The organism is Shewanella sp. QJM3NY_23 (assembly GCF_056173105.1).
Genome location: NZ_CM149657.1, coordinates 4,057,760 through 4,083,072, shown reverse-complemented (window position 1 = coordinate 4,083,072; position 25,313 = coordinate 4,057,760). Strand labels below are relative to the sequence as shown.

The 25,313-nt window shown below is 42.3% G+C and carries 20 protein-coding genes and 1 pseudogene; 9 read left to right on the top strand and 12 right to left on the bottom strand.

What is annotated here, in order from left to right; translation table 11 throughout:
- Positions 1-444: 444 nt before the first annotated feature.
- The 5 genes from rpmH to mnmE all read left to right on the top strand — a co-directional run bounded on the left by rpmH (position 445) and on the right by mnmE (position 4,281).
- A complete protein-coding gene (gene rpmH / locus AC0VXX_RS18060; RefSeq protein WP_011867659.1) occupies positions 445-582 on the top strand; it encodes a 50S ribosomal protein L34 in 138 nt (45 codons plus the stop codon).
- A 15-nt stretch (positions 583-597) separates the two neighbouring features.
- The gene (gene rnpA / locus AC0VXX_RS18055; RefSeq protein ID WP_475517070.1) at positions 598-954 is read left to right on the top strand and encodes a ribonuclease P protein component; all 357 of its coding nucleotides are present in this window, start codon (positions 598-600) and stop codon (positions 952-954) included.
- On the top strand, positions 921-1,175 hold the full coding sequence (gene yidD / locus AC0VXX_RS18050) for a membrane protein insertion efficiency factor YidD (protein ID WP_475515402.1): 255 nt from the start codon (positions 921-923) through the stop codon (positions 1,173-1,175). The genes rnpA and yidD overlap by 34 nt, the downstream gene beginning before the upstream one ends.
- A gap of 3 nt (positions 1,176-1,178) precedes the next feature.
- Positions 1,179-2,810: a membrane protein insertase YidC gene (yidC, locus tag AC0VXX_RS18045; RefSeq protein WP_475515401.1), complete on the top strand. Its 1,632-nt coding sequence runs from the start codon at positions 1,179-1,181 to the stop codon at positions 2,808-2,810.
- 109 nt (positions 2,811-2,919) lie between these two features.
- The gene (gene mnmE, locus AC0VXX_RS18040) at positions 2,920-4,281 is read left to right on the top strand and encodes a tRNA uridine-5-carboxymethylaminomethyl(34) synthesis GTPase MnmE (RefSeq protein ID WP_475515400.1); all 1,362 of its coding nucleotides are present in this window, start codon (positions 2,920-2,922) and stop codon (positions 4,279-4,281) included.
- 117 nt (positions 4,282-4,398) lie between these two features.
- On the opposite strand, the gene AC0VXX_RS18035 is transcribed toward mnmE, so the two are convergent.
- The 10 genes and pseudogenes from AC0VXX_RS18035 to AC0VXX_RS17990 form a co-directional block, all read right to left on the bottom strand.
- Positions 4,399-4,974, bottom strand: a complete 576-nt coding sequence (locus tag AC0VXX_RS18035) for a hypothetical protein (protein WP_475515399.1) — start codon at positions 4,972-4,974, stop codon at positions 4,399-4,401.
- Positions 4,971-6,239 carry a transglycosylase SLT domain-containing protein gene (locus AC0VXX_RS18030; RefSeq protein WP_475515398.1) on the bottom strand — a complete coding sequence of 423 codons (1,269 nt, stop codon included), beginning with the start codon at positions 6,237-6,239 and terminating at the stop codon, positions 4,971-4,973. Before AC0VXX_RS18030 ends, AC0VXX_RS18035 begins: the two co-directional genes overlap by 4 nt.
- A gap of 10 nt (positions 6,240-6,249) precedes the next feature.
- Complete coding sequence (locus tag AC0VXX_RS18025) at positions 6,250-7,044, bottom strand: ETEC_3214 domain-containing protein (protein WP_475515397.1); 795 nt, start codon at positions 7,042-7,044, stop codon at positions 6,250-6,252.
- A gap of 58 nt (positions 7,045-7,102) precedes the next feature.
- Positions 7,103-7,828 carry a hypothetical protein gene (locus AC0VXX_RS18020; protein ID WP_475515396.1) on the bottom strand — a complete coding sequence of 242 codons (726 nt, stop codon included), beginning with the start codon at positions 7,826-7,828 and terminating at the stop codon, positions 7,103-7,105.
- Positions 7,828-9,120 (bottom strand): hypothetical protein, encoded by a 1,293-nt coding sequence (locus AC0VXX_RS18015; protein WP_475515395.1) that lies wholly within the window; start codon positions 9,118-9,120, stop codon positions 7,828-7,830. The genes AC0VXX_RS18020 and AC0VXX_RS18015 overlap by 1 nt, the downstream gene beginning before the upstream one ends.
- 10 nt (positions 9,121-9,130) lie before the next feature.
- Positions 9,131-10,498, bottom strand: coding sequence for a hypothetical protein (locus AC0VXX_RS18010; RefSeq protein ID WP_475515394.1), 1,368 nt, complete (start codon positions 10,496-10,498; stop codon positions 9,131-9,133).
- The gene (locus tag AC0VXX_RS18005; protein WP_475515393.1) at positions 10,495-11,622 is read right to left on the bottom strand and encodes a hypothetical protein; all 1,128 of its coding nucleotides are present in this window, start codon (positions 11,620-11,622) and stop codon (positions 10,495-10,497) included. The genes AC0VXX_RS18010 and AC0VXX_RS18005 overlap by 4 nt, the downstream gene beginning before the upstream one ends.
- 8 nt (positions 11,623-11,630) lie before the next feature.
- Positions 11,631-12,533, bottom strand: a complete 903-nt coding sequence (locus AC0VXX_RS18000; protein WP_475515392.1) for an LPP20 family lipoprotein — start codon at positions 12,531-12,533, stop codon at positions 11,631-11,633.
- A complete protein-coding gene (locus tag AC0VXX_RS17995; protein WP_475515391.1) occupies positions 12,533-13,237 on the bottom strand; it encodes a hypothetical protein in 705 nt (234 codons plus the stop codon). Before AC0VXX_RS17995 ends, AC0VXX_RS18000 begins: the two co-directional genes overlap by 1 nt.
- A 1,352-nt stretch (positions 13,238-14,589) precedes the next feature.
- A pseudogene (locus AC0VXX_RS17990) lies at positions 14,590-15,240 on the bottom strand (sulfotransferase); the annotation flags it as partial.
- A 436-nt stretch (positions 15,241-15,676) separates the two neighbouring features.
- Between AC0VXX_RS17990 and AC0VXX_RS17985 the strand changes: the two are divergent.
- The 3 genes from AC0VXX_RS17985 to AC0VXX_RS17975 are packed head-to-tail and all read left to right on the top strand — an operon-like array spanning position 15,677 to position 19,860.
- Entirely contained in the window at positions 15,677-16,906 is a 1,230-nt protein-coding gene (locus tag AC0VXX_RS17985; protein ID WP_475515390.1) for an ABC-three component system protein, read from the top strand.
- On the top strand, positions 16,887-17,552 hold the full coding sequence (locus AC0VXX_RS17980) for an ABC-three component system middle component 1 (RefSeq protein ID WP_475515389.1): 666 nt from the start codon (positions 16,887-16,889) through the stop codon (positions 17,550-17,552). Before AC0VXX_RS17985 ends, AC0VXX_RS17980 begins: the two co-directional genes overlap by 20 nt.
- Entirely contained in the window at positions 17,527-19,860 is a 2,334-nt protein-coding gene (locus tag AC0VXX_RS17975) for an AAA family ATPase (protein WP_475515388.1), read from the top strand. Before AC0VXX_RS17980 ends, AC0VXX_RS17975 begins: the two co-directional genes overlap by 26 nt.
- A gap of 202 nt (positions 19,861-20,062) precedes the next feature.
- Here AC0VXX_RS17975 and AC0VXX_RS17970 read toward each other — a convergent pair whose 3' ends face one another.
- On the bottom strand, positions 20,063-20,623 hold the full coding sequence (locus AC0VXX_RS17970) for a hypothetical protein (protein ID WP_475515387.1): 561 nt from the start codon (positions 20,621-20,623) through the stop codon (positions 20,063-20,065).
- A gap of 156 nt (positions 20,624-20,779) precedes the next feature.
- On the opposite strand from AC0VXX_RS17970, the gene AC0VXX_RS17965 reads away from it, so the two are divergent.
- Positions 20,780-21,855, top strand: a protein-coding gene (locus AC0VXX_RS17965; protein ID WP_475514310.1) for an IS3 family transposase whose coding sequence is annotated in 2 segments (ribosomal slippage) — positions 20,780-21,032 and positions 21,032-21,855 — 1,077 coding nt in all. Because the reading frame shifts where the segments join, the coding sequence is not laid out codon by codon here.
- Between the two features lie 137 nt (positions 21,856-21,992).
- On the opposite strand, the gene AC0VXX_RS17960 is transcribed toward AC0VXX_RS17965, so the two are convergent.
- Positions 21,993-25,160 (bottom strand): DUF3427 domain-containing protein, encoded by a 3,168-nt coding sequence (locus AC0VXX_RS17960; RefSeq protein WP_475515386.1) that lies wholly within the window; start codon positions 25,158-25,160, stop codon positions 21,993-21,995.
- Positions 25,161-25,313: the final 153 nt, after the last annotated feature.

The following is a 25,313-nucleotide window of genomic DNA, read 5'->3' as shown; positions in this document are numbered from 1 at the left end:
GTACTTATCCCCAAAAGATCATACAAAGGGGTGTATTCTATAGTGAGATCACAAGGATCGCTATCCTTTAAATAGATTTATCCCCAGTAAGATCAACTTGACTTTTTTGCACTGATCCAGATCGATCGCAGCCGATCAATTTATTTATATAAACCAGTAAAGTCAGCTTTATTAAGCGATCCAGATCGATCTATAATTGGCGGTCTTCGATCAAGTAAATGAACCTAGGATCCACAAGATGTAGTGTTCATTCACAGAGTTATCCACACTAGAGTGTGTATTTAACCAACTTGCTCAGAAGTGTAAAAGGAAGATTTTGTACACTTGTTGGTTTTGCTTGTTGACGGGCATCGCTAAAGTGATTACAATTCGGCCTCTTTTTTGCCCTTACTTCTAAATTTGTAGAAGTCAGGTTTATTCACCTAACAAAGACGGATTGCCATAATGAGTAAACGTACTTTTCAACCTAGCAACCTGAAGCGCAAGCGTTCTCACGGCTTCCGCGCTCGTATGGCTACTGTCGGTGGCCGTAAGGTTATCGCACGTCGCCGTGCAAAAGGTCGCGCTCGTCTTTCTGCTTAATCAGTAGAAATGCAAGTGACCAGCTATACCTTTACGCGGGAGTTACGTTTGTTAACTCCCGCGCAATTCAAATCTGTATTCTCAAATCCTATCAAAGCTTCTTCGGCTGAAATTACCTTACTTGCTATACCTAACTCAGAGCAACATCCACGTATTGGATTAACCGTTGCTAAACGTTATGTAAAGAGAGCTAATCAACGCAACAGAATTAAACGTATAATCCGCGATAATTTTCGTTTGCATCAGCACGAGTTACCCCCGCTTGATATCGTCGTTTTGGTAAGAAATGGCGTACTGGATATGGATAATGCAGCACTCCACAAACTGGTAGAGAAGTTATGGCGCAAACTCAGTCGCCGTTACAATGGCTAGCCACTACGTTAATTCGTGGCTATCAAATCTTTATCAGCCCTATACTAGGGCCAAAGTGCCGTTTTCACCCCACATGTTCAACTTACGCCATTGAAGCCATTCATTTGCATGGATTTGTGAAAGGGAGTTGGTTTGCAGGGAAACGCGTATTAAAATGTCACCCTTTACATCCGGGCGGTGAAGACCCCGTCCCTCCAAAAAATAACAGGTGTAATAAATAGGCTATGGAATCTCAACGCAATATATTGCTTATCGGTCTGCTTTTTGTCAGCTTTTTGCTGTGGCAGCAATGGCAAACAGACAAAAACCCGCAACCCGTTGCTACTGAATCATCAGTGGCCGCGTCAACTACTGTCGCAGATTCACACAGTAGTGATGTTCCTGATGCCGATGCTGCACTTCCAGAAGCAGTCGTTGCATCTAAAGAACTCATTACTGTCACCACAGACCAGCTGATATTAAAAATCAACCCAGTCGGTGGTGATATCGTTTATTCGGCATTAGTGGCGCATAAACTTGAACTCGATAAAGACGAACCTTTCGTTTTGCTCGAGCAAACTAACGACATCTACTATATCGCGCAAAGCGGCCTAATTGGTCGTGACGGTATCGATAGCAGCGTTAAAGGCCGTGCCCACTATTCAAGCCAAGCACAGCAATACACTATGGCCGATGGCCAAGAAACACTTGAAGTACCACTGACTTATGTGGCTGACAATGGTGTGACTTACACCAAAGTGTTTGTGTTGCATCGTGGTAAATTCAACATCGATGTAGATTACCGTATCAACAACACCTCCAGCGAACAGCTACAGGTGCAGATGTATGGCCAAATCAAGCACAGTATCAAAGAAAGCGAAAGTAGCATGATGATGCCAACTTATCGCGGTGCTGCATTCTCGACTCAAGATACACGTTACGAGAAATACAGCTTCGAAGATATGGCTGACAAAAACCTAGACAAGAAAACCCTAGGTGGCTGGGCTGCAATGCTGCAGCACTACTTCGTTTCTGCATGGGTTCCACCAGCAAACGACCAAAACACGATTTTTTCTAGCATTAGCGCAGGCGGATTAGCCAATATTGGTTTCCGTGGTGCAGTGTATGATATTGCCCCAGGTAGCAGCCAAACCATTGGTGCGCAATTCTATGTTGGTCCTAAAGACCAAGCGGCATTATCGGAAATATCTGAATCACTTAACCTAGTGGTCGATTATGGTTTCCTATGGTGGTTGGCAGTACCTATTTACAAACTACTGATGATCTTCCAATCATTTGTAGGTAACTGGGGCTTAGCGATTATCCTTATCACCTTAACCGTTCGTGGCCTGCTGTACCCACTAACCAAAGCACAATACACCTCAATGGCGAAGATGCGTAACCTGCAGCCTAAGCTAGCTGAGATGAAAGAGCGCTTCGGTGATGACCGTCAAAAGATGGGTCAGGCGATGATGGAACTGTACAAGAAAGAGAAAGTAAACCCTATGGGTGGCTGTCTGCCTATCTTGCTACAGATGCCGATTTTCATTGCCCTTTACTGGGTACTGTTAGAAAGCGTTGAGTTGCGTCATGCACCCTTTATGCTATGGATCACCGACCTTTCGGTACAAGATCCTTACTATGTGATGCCAATCCTAATGGGTATCTCAATGTTCTTAATGCAGAAGATGCAGCCAATGGCGCCAACTATGGACCCAATGCAACAGAAGATGATGCAATGGATGCCAGTGGTATTTACCGTATTCTTCTTATGGTTCCCAGCCGGTCTTGTACTTTACTGGTTAGTCGGTAACATTGTTGCGATTACTCAGCAGAAGATCATCTATGCTGGTTTGGAGAAAAAAGGGTTAAAATAACCTTTTAGTTCCAACAAAAAAAAGCGGTCGGATACTAAGTATTGACCGCTTTTTTGTTTTATATAAACGCATATTTTTGCCATTTACCATCAATTTAGGAAACACAGTAATGACAACAGATACTATCGTGGCACAGGCAACCGCTCCCGGACGCGGCGGCGTGGGGATCATACGTATCTCGGGCGACAACGCCAGCAAAGTGGCAATGGCCGTGTTAGGGCATATCCCTAAAGTCCGCTATGCCGATTACTGTGACTTTAAAGATGCTAATGGGGACGTGATAGACCAAGGCATTGCCCTCTTCTTTAAGGGGCCCAACTCATTTACCGGCGAAGATGTACTCGAGCTACAAGGCCATGGCGGCCAAATCGTACTGGATATGCTGATCAAGCGCGTCATGGAAGTGGGCGGCGTACGTATTGCTAAACCAGGGGAATTCAGCGAGCAAGCGTTTATGAACGACAAACTGGATCTGACCCAAGCCGAAGCCATTGCCGATCTGATTGACGCCACCAGCGAACAAGCCGCCAAAAGCGCCCTCAATTCGATGCAGGGTGAATTTTCCACCCAGGTACATGATCTGGTCGATCAGGTGACTAACTTACGTTTATACGTTGAAGCCGCTATCGACTTCCCCGATGAAGAGGTCGACTTTCTCTCTGACGGCAAAATTGCCGCCTCGCTCAACCGTATTATCGACAAACTCGACTCGGTGCAATCGAGTGCCAAACAAGGCGCTATTATTCGCGAAGGGATGAAAGTCGTTATTGCGGGTCGCCCGAACGCAGGCAAATCGAGTCTACTGAACGCATTAGCCGGTAAAGAATCGGCTATCGTTACCGAAATAGCCGGCACCACCCGTGACGTATTACGCGAGCACATTCACCTTGATGGTATGCCGCTGCACATTATCGACACCGCAGGCCTACGTGACACTACAGATACGGTAGAGCAAATAGGTATCGAGAGAGCCTGGGCCGAAATAGAAAGTGCCGACCAAGTGCTATTTATGGTCGATGGCACTACCACCGATGCAGTCGATCCCCACGATATTTGGCCAGACTTTATTGATCGCCTCCCCAAAAACCTTGGCGTCACCGTCATACGTAATAAAGCCGACCTGACTGGCGAACCATTAGAGACCAGCCAAGAACAGGGTTATAAAGTCTTTCGTCTATCGGCAAAAACCGGCTTAGGCGTCGAAGAGCTTAAAGCACACCTTAAATCTCTTATGGGCTACCAAAGCAACCTTGAAGGTGGCTTTATCGCCCGTAGGCGCCATTTAGAAGCCTTAGAGCTTGCCAGTAGTCACTTATTACTGGGCAAAGAGCAGTTAGAGGTTTATCAAGCAGGTGAACTGCTAGCTGAAGAGCTGCGGATGTGCCAAATGGCCCTATCTGAAATCACGGGTAAATTCACCTCAGATGATCTCCTGGGTAAAATATTCGGCTCTTTCTGTATCGGGAAGTGATGCCTAGCTGGATTACGCTGGGCTAGATTAATGACTGACTAAAATGTAAAAACAACATTTAATTGCTGTTATTAAATAAAAAGATGAGCATTGGCTCATCTTTTTATTAATATTGATTTATAGCTTTTTAGATGTAGACAACTCAGCCTCTAATTCTTGCTTCGCTCTTTGGGTTTTAAACTCAGAGTAAAGCACAGCTTCATCATTAGGGTTTAACGTCTTACCCGACTCTTGGATCAACTTGTCGAATAATGGCTTGGTATTTTCCATCACCACCAAGACACACAATTGTTTTTTATCATCGATGCGGGCAAATGCGACCTCTTTTGGTAATGCCCCCACTAAGCTTTGCTCAGCAATCTGCTTACTTACTTGAGCAAAGCTCGAGCTGGTCATACTGGCTTCATTTTCTTGGGTTTGCTGGTTAACCAGTTTATCCATCACCATAGCTTTAGTATTAATTTGTGTTGCCAAATCGGCTCTCGCATTAGCAATGGCTTGCGCGCGACTAGCTGCCATATTACCGCTCCACAGCACACAACTAGCAGAGGCTAATCCAGTAGCATGAGTCGGCATCAAAACCCAACTCGGCACACTATCATTCTCTGCTAGCGGCGTAGACTGTGGTGCTTGAGTACTACTACATGCACCTAAGATCAAAGCGCTGGCTACGGTTAAGTATTTTTTCATCATATTTTGCTATTTCCATTCCATGTGGGTAATTTGGCGTGATACTGCTCTTCTAACTTACGAACTTTCTTAAGGTACTTCTTGGTTTCAGCATAAGGTAAGCGTTGCATCAAGGTTTGATAAACCTGCTCACTAGACATTGCATTAATTTTTCCTAATGCCTGATTAATATTACGATTATTACCACCATTAAAGGCCTTTGCCACGTTACCAGCACCTGTATTATATGCGGCAATGGTGCAGTATTTACGGCTTGTAGGATCGGTAACACCTTTTAAATAACGCTCAGATAATATTGAAAGGTACCCTGCTCCATAAAGGATATTGGTATCGGCATGATAAAGCTCACTTGCTGTCGGTGCAGTCGACTTTTGCAGTAACTTATTCGCCACATCCATACCAGCCGACCCAGGAACAATCTGCATAAGCCCAAAAGCGGGAATATGGGACTTAGCCTCAGGATTAAACGATGATTCAGCATGAGAAATAGCCAGCAATAGTGCGACCTCTTGCCGCTGTTTGTCAGCCTGTTTATTGAATGATTCTAGATAAGGAGATGCCTTTCTCAACAGATAATCTTCAGGCAGAGCAATCGTATATGACTTTATTTTTTTATACTTAACATCTTGTTTATTAACTTGCTCAACCTGCTTTTCAAGATTTTCAACTCTGAGTTGCTGTTGCTGTTCGAGCTGTTGTTTTTTTACTTTAGCATCAGATTCCGAGATGGCTTCATCGGTATCCACACTATTTAGCAGTTGCTCATGCTGCAGCACAATTTGTTGTTTTAACACTGGCTGACTCGCCACTACTTTTGGCTGAGGTGTAATGACGGCAGGAGTTTGCTGTAACTCTTGTAATGCATCATCATTATCGATCAACACCTTGAGCACTGGCGCCGTGTTGATATCATCAAGCAAGTCGGTAACAGCAAGTCCTGGCTTAGAAGAGGTCTCTTCATTTAACTGTTCGATTGTCAGTGTTTGTGCTTGCTCATCAACAATTATTCGGCTTTGTAAATCATCACTATAAACAACCTCTTGCTCTATTGAACTCTGCACCGGAACGGCCCAGTTTTGCAGTAATTGACCACGAAAATGGTCATAATCGGCTAAGTATTTCTCTCTAAATGCAGTATATTCCTGCTGTTGTTGCTGAACATAATCTTGCTTTTGTTGCTGCCAACCTTTTTTAAACTCTTCAAAAGAAGCGTCAGTAGCCAGCACCAAAGAGGGAAACAATATTATTGGCAGTATGAGTTTACGCATGACGATATCCTTAGAAGTAAGCATTAAATTCATACTTAGTCAGTAGTGAATCAGCAATGTATTCAGGCGATAATTCAGAAATCGCATAAAAGTTAGCGGTATAAGCGGCTAACTTTTGAGTCAGAGCACCAACCTCTGCGGTATTCCCCTCTAATGTCGCTTGATCCAGTTCGGTTAACATAGAGAATGCATTGGGTTGAACCTGTTCATATTCAGTAAAGCCAGCCAACAAGTTTAAAAACATTCCTTGTGGGCCTAGCTCTCTAGATTGTAAAAAATAAGTAACATTTTGATTATCATAGAAAAATATATTTGAATCAGACGTAATATCTGTAATGGTATTCGTTTTGAGTAAGCTTTCAGTAAAAGGTACCTGAGGGGTAAAATCCCCAAGCAAGGGATTATCATGCTGTAGGCTATGTAATACGATCGCGACGATGCGCTGATCTTTATTCATCAATGTCAGTAGATACTTAGGATCTTTATAATAACGATACTCAATACTAGGATCTAAACTAGAAGCTTTAATTACCTGCGGCATGCCCACACTTTTTTGAGCAAACTGCAGGTAGTTACCAATATCTAATGAAGCGACTCTATTATTCTCTACCTGATGGGTAAAATGAGTGATAAACGCTTGATAAGCTTCCGTAAGTAATTGTTTAGTATCGGCCCAGTTACCAAGGCCCATTAATACAACCATGAGTAATACAAAGCCAGACGTTAACCTAGCAAAGAAGCCCTTCTTTTGCGGCTTACCGTCAATAACCCCATTGTTGCTTTTTAAAATATTTTGAACACTCATACGGGTATCCTTGTTATCCCTTAGCTTCTATCTAATTTATTTTTAAAAGATGAACCAACTAAAAATAGTCTTCTAAATCATTAGCTTGCTCAATGTTGATTTGCCGCACCGCCTCTTGAGCCTTAATCAACAACTGCTGACAAAGCGGCGCTTCGCAGGTCGCCATTAACTCGCTAACCGCAGCAAACTTTTCAGCTTCTAACCAGATTTTGGCAACCGCTATTTTGGCCTCGCTGAATGATAAGTTTTCAGCATCTAAATGTTTATCGAGATAAGCTAAGCCAGATTCAAAATCTGTTTGGCTGGCAATTAATGCGACTGCGTCAGCTTGAGTTCGTTCATGCTGTAAAGCGACCTTTAACATTGCACGTAATAGCTCGATATCACTATTATCTAACGCCCACCATGCGGTGATTAACGCTAATCCCGCTTGGTTATATTGCGGATCAACCACGCTGATATCACCAACACAATACAAACCATCTTTTTGTTTTGTCTGTCGATAGTTAGTAATACTGGCATCGATAAAACTTAATGGCGGAGGAATCGTTTGCGAGGTTAAGGTCATTAATTCGGCCCGAATTTCAGCTCGCTTAGGCAAAGTCAGTGCACGTCGACAAGCCGCTTGCTCGGCACCACTGGAAAGCGCTTTTAGCGCGATAACCTGTGCACCGCCATCGCTCGCCTCACTGATAAAAAAGGGACTCTTTTCTCTGACGATTCCCGATGACTCGGTGACAATAGCGCCAGAGAAAACAGAGGCTGCCAGAAATATCGACAGCATCAGAGTTCCTCGCTACTCGACACCTTACCTGATGCAGCTTGTGGGTTAGCGGCCTTGTTATTAACCCCACCCACAGCATGTATTTTATGCCCAGCACTGCTACTCGCATTTAAGCTTGTGCCACCAGACTGCATCTCTTTGTTGGCTTGTCTAGCAGTTGCTTCAAGGCTCGGAGCATATACAGCAACACTGTATTGCCAGTATCCATCTGTACTGCTAAAACTTTTAACACTAACTCCTGCGGGTAACTTACCTTTGGCTAGCGTCGAATAATCATCTGAACTCTTAAGTTGATTAATAAAAGTCTCACGATCATTGTCGAGCACTTTCACCTGCTGGGGATCTTGCATCGACGGGTCGTCATATTGGAACTGTTTAGCGCCTTCCATCTGCTTTTCATCAAAGCTGCCCTGCCAATAAACCTGCTCCCCTTGCATCGTTGCTAGCAAGGCTGAGCGCGCCCGAGTTTGTGACTGTGACTTTGCCGTGCTGCGTAATTTATCGGCTATGGTCTTATTTTTATTTTGTCGAATAATCGCAGACCCATAGCCCATAACAATAACTTCACCTGTATCGGCGTGGGTAAGTATTTTGGCACCAACTGGCGGTAAAACGCCTTCACGGATATCGGTGATCACTTGCTTAAAAATGCTATTAGGATCCGTTGTTACTGCCACAGCCCCATGTTTAGTACGCACCTGATCGCGGGTTTTAGGGGTAGATATTAAACTTACGCGAACATTTTTCGCCGCTACATTGTCATACACATCAAAAGTGACAAATCCAGCAAGTGAGCCAGAAACCGACTCCTTACAATTTTCCATCATCGCCGTTTGCGTGTTAGCTGCACTATCGGCACCGGTATCTATGACATCCATACTGGTAGAGACCAAATTGCTGCACTGGTGCTCTACCCCTTTCATATTTTCGACCAACTGCTTTTTCGCTATGAGATAAGCTTGGTTATAAGCCCCACGTTTAGACAGTAACGTCGCATTGATATTATCGTAAGTGGTATAGCTAATGCTGCCGATAGATAAGATCCCGGTACCACTGCCAACTTGGATCATTTTCACGCCATCTTCATCATTTTCAATCAGTGCTTGATGCGCTACAGCTACAGCTAAATTGGCGTTATCACCAACAACAGCATCGCCTTTTATTACCACTTGCTCAGTGTTCGCTAGGTCAGCCCCAGGTCTGGCAGGCATCATGTCGGTCAAATCAAAGTCATCACTTGCCATAACAGGCATAGATAGCGCGAGGGCCAGTGTAAATAGGTTTAATTTCAAAATAGTTTCCTTACCTATATCTAAGAGTAAAATCATTTTCGATACTAATGGCAGATAATCCGCTGCCTGTTGTGGTTAACGCTTGATGTACTGCGTCAGCAAGCTCGCCTGTTGGCCCCTTGAAGCGAAGACTGGCGACAATATTGCTACCTTTCTTATCAATGGATACATCCGATACACCACCTAAGGTACTCAATAGGGCCTGAAGCTTTTCTGGTTGTTTTATTTTCGATTGGGGTAGCCAAACCTGTCTCACCAAACCGCCGCGAGCAACAACCTGGGTAAAGGCTTTTTGTAACGCTTGCGCCAACGCTTGAGTTTGCTGCTCATGAGCCAGATGAACCGCCATTAAATCTTGCTCTACTCGTTGGCCGCTAGGTAAAGCCAATAGCGCAGGATTATTCTGCCAATGGCCATAGATATTGCCGCTTAAATCTTGAACATTGACATTGAGGTGTAAACGGTTGGTAGCGCCTATTTCAGCAAACTCCGAAGTGGCTAATACCACTAAGCTAGCCACTGGCGAAACTTCAATACCTTGCTCACCAAGCCAGAGGGTTAGCTCAGTTTTTAGAGGTTCAGGCGCAATCACTTTAACCCGTGGCGAGCCAATAACCGCTAAGAGTTGTGATGCTTGTTGTACCAAAGGTGACTTCTCGACAACCGCATGCAGAGTGACCTGTAGGCCATTATTGGCAATAGGATGACTATCTAAGGTTTGCCACTCTTTTACTAGCCCTTCACTATGGCTAGATAACTGTTGCCCAATAAGCTCTTGCATTTGAGTGGTTTCATCATCATTGAGCACCTGCAAGTTTAATTGTGATGACTGACTATGTTGCTGAGTTAACCAGACACCAACCACTTGTGAAACCGCTCTTTGTAAGGCATCCATTTCGGCATGATAACGTGCTGTTTGGCCATTTTTAGGCCACCCCTCACCGGAAACGGTAACACTGACATTGTGAGAATCCTCTTCCCAATCTTGAGATTCTTGTAGTGCTAAATCCTGCAAAGACAAACTCACGGTCACACACGTATCATTGCCACTAAGGGTGGGAGAGGAGGTTGTCAGAGGAAGGGCTTGCATGCTCAGTCCTTCGAGCATATAGCTTCGTTGTTGCTCATATAGACTGGCAGATTGCTCATTTAATGAAGCATCCATAACCTGTGAGCTGTCAGTAACCGCTAAACTTTTATTACCTTGAATAAAGGCTGCCAGCTCTGCGGCGGCTTGGTTTTTTGCACTTGATATAGCCACACTGCCACGACCATAGGCACATGCTGTGGTTTGCATTGTTGCATCGGCTAAGACCTTCACCTCAGCCGCCAATGGTGTGGATAATAAGGCTAATAAACTTAACCCTATTGTTCTCATGTACGCTTCTCCAAAAATCCCTGAGGAGTGCCTACAGACACGGCAAACACTTTCATATCAGCGCTAGGACGATAAATGCCTTTTTCAGCTGTTTTCTTAATAGAGTCAGCTAGATCATTGTCTTTCCAACGAATAATCTCACCGATAGCACTATTTGCAGAAGGTGTCACATTTGCCACACCGATAGGTTCGACAAAACCGGCCTCATAGCTAAACACTATCATGGTTTCATTAGGTAACACGCCAGCATTTTGACCACGATCTAAACTTAATTGATTACCCTTAATCCCCATAACTTGTGTCGTTGCAGGCATTTCAGTCAACATTCGAGTAAGAAGAATATCTATGCCACGCGATGCCATATCATTAATTACCGCATTTACGTGGGCACTATCAAAATACCTAAAACCACTGACATAGCGGTTACTTGCCATGACATATTTAAGCTCAGACCGCTCACGAACATCTTCTGACTTAACTCGAATTTTACCTAGATTAGGGTGAGATAGTTTTTCGCGAGTATAAGGATTTAGCACTGCACTCGTCAGCTCTAAGGTGTAATCCATCCAACTGGTAATACTGCCTTCATTTTTTACCGTGCGCAGCGAGTCTAATTTAACAATATAATCAGGCTTAAGTACCTGCTGAGAGCTAACCTTTTCCGCTAATGCTTTAGCACCTTGTTGATCTAAGTATATTTGCTGCTCTTGCGATACGACATCATCATCACGCGTCACAATGCGAAAACGATTAATCCCCGCAAACTGATTCTCAAGCATCATTAACAGCTGTTGATCTTCAAATGCTCTTAATGCGTTAACACCTTCACCTTCACCACTCACTTTGGCTACATCAAAATACATACGTACGACAGGCTTTTTCAGAGGGCAACCATCGTTTTCATTATTCACATCAAAACTGCAACGATCTAAACCTTGAGTGTCAAAGTAAGACGGCACACGGATATCGTTATCATTAAAATCGTAAGCGCTTTTGGCGACCTCTGCATTTGAAGCTCGATTACTGACTTGTGACATCTGAGTCTGTTGAGCTGGCTTACTCTGACACCCAGCCAACATAGCAAGCGTGAGTAAAGAGAGAGAAACGTGTTTTATTAATTTCATAACAAATCCTAATTATCGAACATCCATTTACTAATAGGGGCTTGTACTTGTGTCTCCAGCCCTTGTAGTGCCATTGATTTAGCGATTGCAGAGCCAGCCCCCTTACCTTCAGCAACAAGATGACGCTGATGCAATACTCTAAATGGTGATTGAGCTTCGGTAATAGTGAGCAGCAGATTAGCTTGTGCCAAACGCTGTGAACCGCGATTGGCTTGCTTCCACTTCAGATTAGTTTTCACTAACAACCGAGTATTACCACTTTGGGGAAGTGAACTGCTCAACGCAGATTTAATCTCAGCTAATTCATGGCTAGCAATCACTTGACAAGAAACCGCATCGAGCGCTTTGCGCCTCTCAGCCATTAATGACTCAAGTTGAAGAGATAAAGCCGTATGTTCACCGTCAAGTAACTGAAGTACTCGTAAACGTTTATTCGCCATGTCGAACGTTTCACCATAATGAAGCGCCCAAATAAACTTTTGGCTAGGTTGTGACGGTGAACTTGATAAACGAGACAAAATAGCCAACTCATTTTCTAAGTTTGCTACTAGAGTGGATTTTTTGATCCCAAGCAGTAAAGCCGTTTCATTTTGAGATTTCGCGGCCTCTAACTCCTGAACACCTTCTAAAGTAAAAGGCAGGCTATTCATTTGACTAGATTGCTTAAAATTGCTTTCTGTATGGCTGTTATTAGTGGTTAATGTTTGAGTTTGCTCAACACTATAATCAACACTTAATTGTGCCACTATTTCACTTAGGGCTGCATCTCTGGCAGAGATACGATCGCTGCCTACCCCGACACCAACAATAAAATCATCATGTTGGCCTGAATGAGTAACCCATTCAGGCCAAGCATATACAGAAGAACTAAAAGCAATTGCCCAACAAAAGGCAAATAGGCTTTTAATCATTAGCTTTTAGCTTCCTGCTCTTGCTGAAGTTGTTTAACAGCATCGATGGTTGCAAGCTCTAAATCAATGATTTCATTAGCTTCTAATGCTAATTCTAACTGGTCCTTTGCTTTTAATAACGCTGTACCAAGGTCGTTTGGATCTTCTTCTTTCTTTTCGTCGAAACTCAAAGATTTAAAAACAGAACCAGTAAGATGGGCTGCCGTCGCTTTGGCAACCGCAGTACTATTCTCGGATAAAATGTATGCAGATTTAGCGATTTCTACCGTTAACGTTCCAGCTAACTGAATGTTTTGATCGTAAACATTTTCATTAGCCTTGGTATAAGCAGTAATTTTGTGGCCAATTTTTTCATCCTCACTAGCCGCTCCAGCATCAAACTGATCAATCGCTAGCTGCAGCTCTTCAGGAGTAGCGTCTTTGTAAGCATATAAAAAAGCTTGTACATCTTTATAGTTTTCAGTTTGCTTTCTATACTCACCAATCACATTACGTTGACGTTCTAATACAGCCGCTGCCATATTAAGAAACTCATCAACACCAGGTTGAATAGTAACAGGCTCATATCCTAAATTATCCATTTTGACAGTTAGTTCAGATACAGCTTGTTCTCGGTCAAGCGTGGCAGCCGATTTATCAGATGTAGAGACGCAACCAGTAAATAGAGGAGCACAGAATAATGCAAAAATGAGAGGGTTTTTCACAAGACAATTCCTTTTAAGATGAAATACCAAGGAAGTGCCATTTAAAAAATACTTGAGGAAAAAATACCTTTTATAAATTTTAATTAACTCTTACCCTTGAGTTGAGGCGGCATAATACAACAAAAATGTATGAAACAACTGATATATATCGTTTTTTTTGAAAGACATCACAATGTTAAACCACTTGTCTAATAGCAATAAAACCAAAATAACCAAGTTAACATCTAAAAAATCAAGATAACCCAAAATATAAAACTAACAATATCAATCACAACAACTTTCTATACTAAAAACCGATTAAAAGTAAAAGAATATTCATAAAATATCGATATCTAAAAAATAAACAAAAAAGTCTTTATATAGGTAGACCTGCAGCGCTTTAAAGCAGAGGCACCAAAATGGTTTTCAAACGCACCAAAATTGACGTTCAATCTTACTTCCAATTCAGCCGTGACATTGGCGCTATACCCGCTCAAAAATCAAACAAAAAAGTGGCGATCATTTAAAGATCTTGTCACGCTTTGGTGCATAAACACTCAGATCGAGATCAATTTAATCAACAGAGATATCAACAAGTAATCCACGGGGGATCTAAAGTTAATCAACATAAAGTGGAAAGCATTAAGGATCTGTTTTTTAAAGAAAAAATACATCGATATTTTTTTGTGGATTTTGATTAGCTTAGTAAATTTCAGATCTCAGTAAAAAAGTTATACTCAAAATATATCGCTAAAAATAAGCCAGATCGCAGCGCAGATCGACTGATTAGTCGATGTCAACCATTCTACTCGCTTTTTTATACTAGATTTTCACGCTTTTTCAGCATACCAACCAACAAGCAATAACTCTGCTTCCCCAGCACTCGATCCAATATTTAGACCTAACAAATGCACGCCAATCAGCACCAATCTAATTAACCCAGTATTAGCCTAAATAATTTAGATCGAAATCAATCAGCCCTTTAGGCAGTAATGACTCAATTAACATGAAGATAAACCGAGTAGGCTATGACCAACACCCACTGCGAGCGATAACACACGCAGCAACTATAGATAAACATGGCGGCATCAAGGTGGTAAAAACGTCGAAAGTGAGCTCGATAGCGGGAGTTAACATGGGCAATCGTGATATTTTGAAGTCTAAATAACCAAAGTCTAGAGAACAGCTTACGCTAGCGCGGGTTTGATGAGCATGGTGGGTAAGATGCCATGTATAAAAACAGACTCAGTTGTTACTGCCTATGAATTGTGCAATTCAAAGCCTTTGGTTAATAGCCACTAGGGCGCTGAAGTTCCACGTGAAACTTCACCTCCTCGTTTATTCCACTGTAGTTATGTGATGTTCAAGATAAGTTAACCCAATTTGTAACTGAAAAACTTACGTTTATCGGGACCTACTGCATTAGTACTGATTTTATTAGGATGTTTATATTCATCCCAACTGGCGACATTTCGCCCCTTATTTAAATGAGGAAAGTTTAAATGAGGCAAATTTGAGTGGGAAGATGGTTTCAGATCGCAAGATAGCGCGCCGTTCAAAGGTTCAACCGATAAAAATGTCATAAGCTTTGCCAAACTGTCAGCATCACTAATATCAATACTAATAAAGTTAGCTTGCTCGCTAAAGTAATCAAAAACTTGTTTTTTATGATTATGATAACAATCAACCAAATGCATCGCACACATAGGATCATCCACCCGATTAATCGAAAAACTGTGATTAAAACTGCGCTTTAAAATGGGATGAAACCGCCCCGTTTTATCATCAAGGTGCACCAACATTCGACTAAGTAACATCTGCATCGATGGCACCCAAGCATCTAGCGCCCGGTCTAAGTAAACAAATTTAGCTTGTGGATATAAACCATGTAATTGGCGATAATCACTGAAACACGGTGCGTCAGACACCACATCCGCCAACTCGAATGCCTGCTTAGTAAACGCCTGATGAGCCACTTTAAAGCCCTGTTCTAACAAAGCCACACTAACACTCGTGGTTCCTGTTCAGGGATTAGGAGGATACAAGTTTAGCGATATATGCTGTATGTGTTGTTGCTTATGTAACTCTGTATAAATTGCTTTTAAAAAAAATATGTATGTTAAACGTCTATTTCAAAATAAAAGCCAGTAAAACACTGGGAATTGACTCTAGTGGCCAATAAAAATTATGACTGGTCAACTTGTTTTTGGACAAAACCTTGTTGAACGAAGCCGCTTCGCGACAGCTATTCTTATTTGTTAGAGTTGGGGATCTAAACCGCAAGCATCGCATAAGCTGAGTTTGTGCAAAGAAAGGTTCGAAAGTGTCTACTGATTATGTAGCTATTCTGACTATATTCTTGATAATGGCCGAAAAATGCAGAATATGTTCGCCAAATAAAGTACAGCCCCCCATAAATACAGTAATATGACTCCGTCACATTAGTAGCAAGGAGTTCATGTGAGTCAAGAAGATGAAAAATACCCAGCTAGCGCAATATCTTCGTGGAGCGGCTTCGTTTATCAAGGGAAAGTTGCTCTATATCATTCACTTAAACTTATTCACGATGGTGACTTGGATTTCGAGCTTCAGCTAGACAGTAGCGACGACTTCGCTATTTATATGGCCGGAAAGCTACACTCTGCTCATCAAGTTAAAGCCAAGATTAGTAATTATCACAGTGGCTACACCAAGGCGCTAGAGCAGTCCACTTTAATCGAATACGACAAAATAAAAGGGACGTCCCGTTACTTTCACGTATCCGTAAAGCTAGACAATACCAATGATCACAAAGGCGCTAGCGGAGAAATAGTGAAATTCTACCGTTACGGAGACAACTTTCATTGTGGACTGGGTGAAATTGAAGGGCTGACCAAAGAACTCATTAAAAAAATATGTGAGAAACAGTCCATCACCTTCAACGATAACCTTATTAATTTTAACTATTGCTTGCTGTCAGAAAAAATAAGCACGAAGGCAATACATAACCATAAGTTAAATCAAGTAGACGGTCTTTCAGAAAATAAAGCCGCATACGAGGGGCGTATCAAGGCCACAAAAATCTTAGAGGACCTTTTGACAAAAAATCCCTATCAGGATAGGGATTACTATGCAGTTGAATTAAAGGCTAGGCTCCAAACTCATCTAGAAGAAAGACTGGACCAGGCGCTACCAACAATGAATGACGTCGCTTATGAGAGAGCTAGGCGTTTGTGTGAACACATTCACGAAATGCCCATCAACGAATTAAAAACCCTATGCCAGATGATGAAACCATCCGAGCGGTTCCAAGGTGTTCAGACGAATGACATCAGACGATACACCAAGCTTATTCAGACTATTTCGGTCGAGCCCATATTCAAACATCTCCCGCACTACCTTGACAGCGAAAATCGGTTCTACGTACCTACCGCTCTCGATGTGGATGAAAGCGAAGAGTGTGAGTCTGACATGATCAGAGAGATGAAGAACAACGGGGATCTGCTGAGACTACTTTTTGAGTACAACCATCTAATCGCCAGCAAAGCGGAAACCTCATTCATCTTTAATACAAGATTCACAAACTCAGATGATTTCGATAACAAGCCAGCCACTGAAAAGCTTGAAAGCAATATCACCAAATCGCTATGCATTAGCGTAATGACAAAAGATGACGCAGAGGGGCGATTGAATGATAAAACAACTCATTGATGAAGCACTTATTGCCCATGGCTTTGTGAGTAAGCGAGAACTCGACACCACAAGTTTTTATGTTCGCGAGTCTGGGTCTGCCATTAGATTCGCAATCGTACATACTTTAGACAGCCTTCTTGACCCAGCCGAGCTAAATAGCCGAATCAATCGCCTTGCTCCTGAGGAATTTCTCAGAAATCCAAGCTTCAAGAAAAACTGCGATTTAATTTGTATTCATCGCCTTAATGTTCTGGCCGAATTCAAGGATCAAGAAGAGGAGATCTTCGCAATCGAAGAAGATCCGCATTTTTATAAAAAGTATGTCCTCTATTACAGTGTTGCGGAAGAAAGTGCTATCACTGATTTTACCTACGAAAAACTGGTGGATATGATTTCTGACAAAAGGGAATTTCTTAATTACAAAGAAAACCCTCTTGCCCCCACGCAATACAGCTTCGCAGCGAAGACCTTTATCAAGCTTCCTTTTTTGGAGCTACCTAGTCATCAAGGAAATCTCGTTCCCTTGAGGCTGCAAGCAATTGAAGCCGTTGCGGAAGCTGGTCTGAACGATACATATTCGACTATCCAGAAAGTTACAGACGAAAACGCCGACGAAATGATTAAGGAAATGATTAGCTATGAAGTGGAAAATATCCAAGATTGAAGTTTCTAGCTTCAAAGCATTCAAGCATATCTACTTGGATCTTGGCGAGTCGTCCTTACTTACTCTGGACGGCCCTAACGGTTATGGGAAAACAAGCATCTTCGACGCCATCGAGCTGCTGCTCACCGGTCAGATTAGTCGAATACAAAACCTATTCAAGACATTATTAACAGAGAAAAAGAGAGATTACACAGATAATCTATTCTGGAACAGTCGCTCCGGTGATAAAGACTTCTGTATTAAAATTGAATTTACTGATGATGATCGTAAACTCGTTTTGGCCAGGTATTGTCCAGTTAAGATATTCAAAAATCCGGCAAACAATCGTGCGGACAAGTACGAAAACTTTAAGCTTTACAAATTGCCAAGGTTTGAGTCGTCTGACTTTACGCAGAGTAATCAGATTGCCGACAATTTCCTTGACGAAGTTTTCGGAAAAGATTTCAGGGAAAACTTCTCCTTCCTGAACTATCTGGAGCAAGGACAAAACCGGCTATTACACACTCGGGTAGACAAACGTAAGGATAAACTAGGAAATCTCTTCAATATCAGCGATATCGAAGCTGAGATAAAAAGCTGCAACACCATATATAGTAAACTCACAAAATACATCAAAAATCCTGAACGTACGGCAAAAGCTGCATCGCTTAATGAAGAGATAGCCACTCTAAGGGGAGCCTTGCAGGCAGATACTGGGATCGTTGAGTACAAAAAACTCTCAACAACTGATGTCCAACCAATATGGGACAAGGAGATTCTGTTCTCAACCTATTCAGCAGCAGACCATACTGCCTACCAGGAATCTGTTCGCAAGATTATCGCGCTTCTGCCACTTAAAGCCACGATAAAAAATAGGGTTCACAACGAGGCAATCGATGCCGATATCGAACGTAACGAAGAATCTCTGAGAAGCTTAGCTCAGTTCGGTAAAGACCTTGACAAGCTTGATGGGCTTGAAGCAATCAAGAAGAGGATTGATGAATTGGAGCGTTCAGCGGCCATCATCAAGCGCGGAGCCTCGATGATCAAGGTCGAAGAAGCCCAAACACTCCCAAGCTGGGCGGATGGGCGCCTTGAATGGTTTGAGTTACAAATTGAATCCCGAGACAGTCTACGCAAAAAAAGCAGCGCCAATGCGGACATCATAGCCGAATTGGAACGCCTGAAAAGGCAGCTGATTGATGAACATAAGAAGTCCTATGCCGATGAGCAGTTGTGCCCTCTCTGTGGCATGGACTGGGAAAATCATAAATCAATGGTGGATGCCATTGAAGCAAGAACCAAGCAAATCTCTGAATCACTAAGCAAGGACGGTAAGGACTTAGTTAACCTTATAGCTGCTATGGACGCTGAGCTGAAGCTCATCGACACCCATATCCAAGACAGCTTGAAAGTTCTCAAGCCTACATTTGAACCAAATCTTCATGCAGAGCTGACCAAAATTAAGCTTCGGCTCCCAGCAATAACCCAGCTAATGGAGAAGCTGAAAAGCGACAATATTCAATTTACTAACTCATTTACGGAAAGTGATGACGTAGCAAATGAGCGACTTGAAAAGCTCAAAACGATTCTAAGGAATAAAAAACAGATTGAAGCTGATGCTTTAGCGCTGCCGGAGGACTGGCGAGAAACAACAAACAGCGCCTTCAGAGACCTACAGGACTTCTACATAATCACGCCTGAAGACTTGAGGGATAAAGAGCAGTACATATCGATTAAAGCTAACGAGGCTCAAAATGTCAGGCTTCAAACCTGTATTTCCGATCTTAAACTTATCGAAAAAGAAACCCTAGCGGCCCAAAAAGCACAAGATAAAATCAAAAAGCTCCGCGACACCCTGAAGGAGACAGAGCAAAGGTATGCCGACCAGACAATTTCGGCTATTGAACTCATATTCCACATTTACAGTGGCCGACTGATCCAAAATTACCAGCGAGGTCTCGGCCTGTTTATCGAGAGCCGCGAAGGTACACAGTTGAGATTTCTGACTGCCGAGAAGTCTGAACACGACGCAGTCATGTCCATGAGTTCTGGCCAGGTGTCAGCCCTCAGCCTTGCCTTCTTCCTCTCCCTCAATAAGGTCTATGCTACCGTACCTCTCATCTTGATTGATGATCCGTCGCAATCCCTGGATGAAATCAATGTGGCCTCCTTGACTGACCTACTCCGTTGCGAACTCAAGCATTGCCAGTTGATAGTCTCCTCTCACGAGGACGATATATCGGCTTATATGCGCTACCGGTTTGACAGAGCAGGTTTGACAACAGGTTCTCTAAACATGCAGCTCTTGGCGAAAGATGCCTTGTAAAAGCAGCCCGCGGTAAGCCGCAGAGCTGGATGATTGTGATATTCATATGGATGGGCTAGCCATCCTGAATAGGATGTCAAAAACAACAATGGAATCTGGTTTTGCGCTTTCCTTCATTAGGAAAGTATTCCAAAATCAGGCCCCTATTAATGTACCTTCTGTCAGTCATAACTTACTTTGGGCATAAATAATTATTTGGTATTTATCGCTCTATCGATTCGAGATAGACCCAGTTAGTAAAACTCGCGTGTAGTTGCAATCCATATACCCAATCAATAAATTCACCAAGAGGTTGGCCATCAAGACTAGCATCAATGGTTTTGTTCCTGAAGGTAGTAGGGAGATCCTTAGGGTTATTACCTATACTCCACACTTCGCTATGGCCAATGGCATTCCTTAGGTGTCTAGCAAACGGATACCATTCCTGCCGTTTGAAGGAGTCGAGTTGCCCATTAGATTGAGCATACTTTTTAGATGCCTCAAATGACTCAAGTAGCATCATCAAGAAGGTTTGCCTGACAAATGTTTTAGCTGAACCATCGGAAAGAGCTTGGGAGAATTCAACTGAATATTTAAGCCAAAACTCAGGCCCCTTTTCATTTTCAGCTAATACATATATCTGATCACCTGCCAATTCAATCTTATGTTGCGCAATTATTTCTGCGGTAGGTTCTTTAGTCGCTAAGCCATAAGCGCCGAGACTAAACCAAAATGTTTCTCTAAAATAATTGAGTTTTGCTAGACATTCTTTTTTTGATTTCATTTGTTTACCAATATTGAAGAGAATATTACCGCAAGCAACCATAGGACCTTAGAATCTAAAGGTTACGAATAAAATAACTCTGAATGGTAATCCCCCCGAAAAATAACAGCTGTTAAAAGTAGAGTTTTCTCGTAAGTTAAACGCAGGAGGTTCTATATGAAAAAGTCGCGGTACACGGATAGTCAAATTATGACGATTTTGAAGCAAGCTGAAGCTGGTACGCCCGCACCTGAGCTTTGCCGAGAGCACGGTATGAGCAGTGCAACGTTTTATAAATGGCGTGCTAAATATGGGGGAATGGATGCATCACTCATGGCTCGGATGAAAGAGCTAGAAGATGAAAATAGGCGACTCAAAAAAATGTACGCAGAAGAGCGTCTTAAAGCTGAAATCATTCAGGAAGCTATGGCAAAAAAGTGGTAAAGCCCTGTGAGCGAAGAGAACTCGCTCAGTTTGCGGTGGCTAACCACAACATCAGTATTAGTAAGGCCTGCTCGGCTTTCTTTATCAGTGAGACATGCTTTCGTTATCAAGCAAAATTATCGGCGGAAAATACACAGATTTCAAATTGGCTAATTAAGCTGACCGAAGATGAAAGTGATTGGGGCTTCGGTCTGTGCTTCGATTATTTACGTAATGTAAAAGGCAAGCCATGGAATCATAAGCGAGTGTACCGAATTTACTGTGAGCTAGCGCTGAACCTGCGTATTCGTCCAAGACGTCGACTCAAACGAAATGCACCGGAACCACTAAAAGAGCCGATAAAACCTAACCAAGTATGGTCTGTCGACTTTATGCATGACCAGTTATCAGATGGTCGAAATTACCGATTATTTAATGTCATAGATGATTATCGGCGTGAAGCTTTAGTGATTGAACCAGGATTTTCACTTCCTGCTGTAAGGGTTATTAGAGCGCTAGAGCAGGTATTTGAGTATCGAGCTAAGCCAACAGTTATTCGCTGTGACAACGGCCCTGAGTTTATCAGTACTGAGTTTACAACGTGGGCTAAATGCCAGAATATTCGAATTGAATATATTCAACCAGGTAATCCACAACAAAACGCTTATATCGAACGACATAACAAAACAATTCGGTACAGTTGGCTCAGCAAGTACCTGTTCGAATCAATTAAAGAGGTGCAGGACTATGCAACTAAGTGGTTATGGTTTTACAATCATGAAAGACCACATAAAGCTAATAACGGCAGGCCACCACTGATGGCTGCCTAACTTCTATTTTTAATTGCAGTTAAAAATGGGAGGATTACCGTAACATCTTAGCCTTTGCAACTCCCTATAACTATCTGCAATAAAATGGAATTTGGATTTATGCTTTGATTGATTAATTGATAAGCAGAGGCTCTTTGCTAGCCAACAGATAACTTAGCGGCGTCATGCCACATTACATCAGGTATTGGATGCTCTAATCGCCATGTGATATTCATCGGTTGTGAACCGCTATAGCTGACATAATGTACTTTGCCAAAATTCACGAATCCCATAGTGCGGCCATTTTCGTCTTTTGACTGCTCTCGAACAAACAACAGTATGGTTTTCCTTAGCTTTTGTTGCTCAATATAACTCTGGCCTCGACCACGTTCTGGCCGTGCGCTATTTTGCGATTGCCAGTGGAATAGATGTTCGCTAATGGCATAGTCGTGATACATGGTTGTCGGTGAAAACTGCTTCTCTGATTTGTTTAACGTTACAAATAAGCATTCAAGATTTTGGTCATTAATAGCAAGCACACCTTCTCTTGATGGCGATTTAGCTACAAATGTGCTTGCACCAATTGCTGCTAAAATTTGCTCACGAGTATAACGAGAGTGCACTTTCAACGCTGTGGGTTGGAGTAATTCCAAATCCATTTCTTGATGGTGTACCCGGTTGATCAGTATCGCCAATACTGCCAACAATTCTTCCTGTAACGGTTTATTGCGTAGCATCAGCAAGCTAGCCGCTAAACTGTTAACGTTTAAAGCCGTACCTGATTTATCCCAAAAGTTGTAGTGGCACATCAAAGCAAACTGATTTTGAATAGGATCTAGTCCGTCAAAGAGAAAATCATTTTCGCATAACTGTTTGATAAACTTTAAATAGGATAATGACGTGCAACTGAGTAAGTGGAAGTTAATCGCGCGATAATAAGCTTTAGCTAAATCGGGCTGAACTGCAGGTTCTGTAATCTTATTCCCCTGAACGGCCTCGACTAATAAGGTCCATCCACTTTGGCCATTAATCTTTATGCGATAAATGTCTTCAAGACTCACTTGCGGGTTCATGAGTAAAAAGTAGCCTAACGTGAGCGGCAGGTCAGTTTGATGTTTAAAGTTTGCCATTAGACTGGTTAATCGATTGGAATTGAGCGTTGCGCGGCTAATATTACGCAAAATCATCGACTGCGCTTTCTCCTCAAGTTCAATTCGGCACCCTAGCGGTAGATGCGGAAAGTCATTCAGAATTTCATCTTTAATCGACTGATTGGTTTTACCGACTAACGCTCTAAACTTCTGTGAAAAATCATATTCATCGCGTGAATTTCCGACAAAATCTAATATGGTGCAACACTGTTTATCATCGGTGAGACGCAAACCACGGCCAAGTTGTTGCAGGAATATAGTCAAGCTTTCCGTTGGCCGTAAAAATAACAAGGTATCGACCTCTGGAATATCGACACCTTCGTTGAAAATATCCACCACACACAAAATAGATAATTTGCCACTAACTAAGCTCTGCCGCTTTTGTTGGCGTTCAGAACGATTATCACTGGTCAGCACATCGGCGCTGATCCCCGCCAAATTGAACTTCTTCGCCATGTATTCGGCGTGTTCCTTGGTTACACAAAAGGCTAACGCCTTGATATTATTTATATCTGTTACAGTTTCAACTAGGCTGCGAATAATGCGCGTCACGCGTTGTTCATTGTGAGTGTATAAATTGCTCAGCTCAGCGACATCATAACGACCACGACTCCAATTTAACTTGCGAAGATCGGTCTCATCATCGATCGCAAAATATTGAAATGGACATAAATGCCGTTGATTAATAGCTTCGGGTAAACGTATTTCAGCGGCAATGACACCGCAAAAGTCAGCCAAAATATCGACACCATCATGACGCTCTGGTGTAGCCGTAAGCCCCAGTAAAACCTTAGATTCAAAATGAGCTAAGAGTCCACGATAACTGCTCGCAGCAACATGATGGACTTCATCAATCACAATATAATCATAAAAATCAGCCGCTAATGGCAGGTTATCAAGTTGCAGATTCAAGCTTTGGATTGATGCAAATAAGTGTTTGTAACTATTTGGTTTATGCTCTGCCACCCATAGCTCGCCAAATTGATTATTCTTTAACACGCCGCGATAAGCGCTGAGGGCTTGCTGTAAAATTTCTTGCCTATGAGCAACAAATAGAAAATTAGCTTCTGGATACCGTTTATAAAATCGCGCGAAATCGAACGCAGATATAATAGTCTTGCCCGTGCCTGTCGCCGCGACAATAAGATTTTTAAAACGGCCATGAACGCTTCGTTCTACTGCAAGCTGTTCGAGGATTTCTCGCTGATGCGCAAACGGCTTAATGTCAAAATGAAATGAGCTCGATTCAGTGCCACAGCCTTTCGCTTCTTTGAGCGCATTGTTTAACTTTTCTTTACTGTTCGCATCACCGCTAAAAAGCTCAAATTCGTTCGATTCCCAGTAAGTTTCAAAAGTGCTGAGTGATTTATCAATAATGTGGGGAATTTCTTGGGTGGTGATCTTAAGGTTCCACTCAAGCCCGCTGGTCAATGCAGAATGCGATAAATTTGAAGAACCGATATAACCAGTATGAAAACCCGTATTTCGTAGAAATAAATAGGACTTTGCATGCAGCCTTTCGCGTTTAGTGTTGTAACTTAATTTTACTTGGCTATTGGGTAAACTGGCTAGAAACTCGACGGCCTTAGCATCAGTCGCGCCCATATAAGATGTCGTGATGATACGTAACTCTTTACCACTGCGTGTAAATTCCTCAAGTTCATTTTTGAAGATACGAATACCCGCCCACTTGATAAATGACACCAGCCAATAGATTTTATCTGATGAGCGGATCTCACGTTTAAGCTCACTTTCAAGCGATAATCCCGCATTACTACCACAAAAAAGCTCACTCTGAGTGAGCCCTGTTAATGGAAATATGGCGGCCGTATATTTAGGTAAATCAGTTGCAATAGGATTTTGCTTGTTAAAGAGAGCCGTGAGTATCCGACCTTGGCTATCGATGAGATTTTCATCAATAAAATCATCATCGTTAATGTGCTCTTTGAGCCACATCACTAACCGATTAGCCAAACTGATTTGATTGATAACTTGGTTTTCATCTGCGGGAACAGAATTAATCACATATTCAATGACTTTAGTCAAAAAACGTGAGAGCCAAACACTTGCCTCAGCAACTTCTAGCTTCCTTTCCCCAACAAAAAATATGTCCTTATCTAAGCGCTGCTCAATGAGTTGAGTAATAAGCTTTTCGTAAATCCCGACCTGTTCCATAGCCAGATATGCCCCAAGACTAACAATCAAAGTGCTAGTGAATATATCACATAAGAAATTGATTCAAGATGATATTTTATATAATGGCTTTATATTTAGCTTAGGGATAAATACCACTTAGACTTTGACTCATAATATCCACAGCGCAAACCT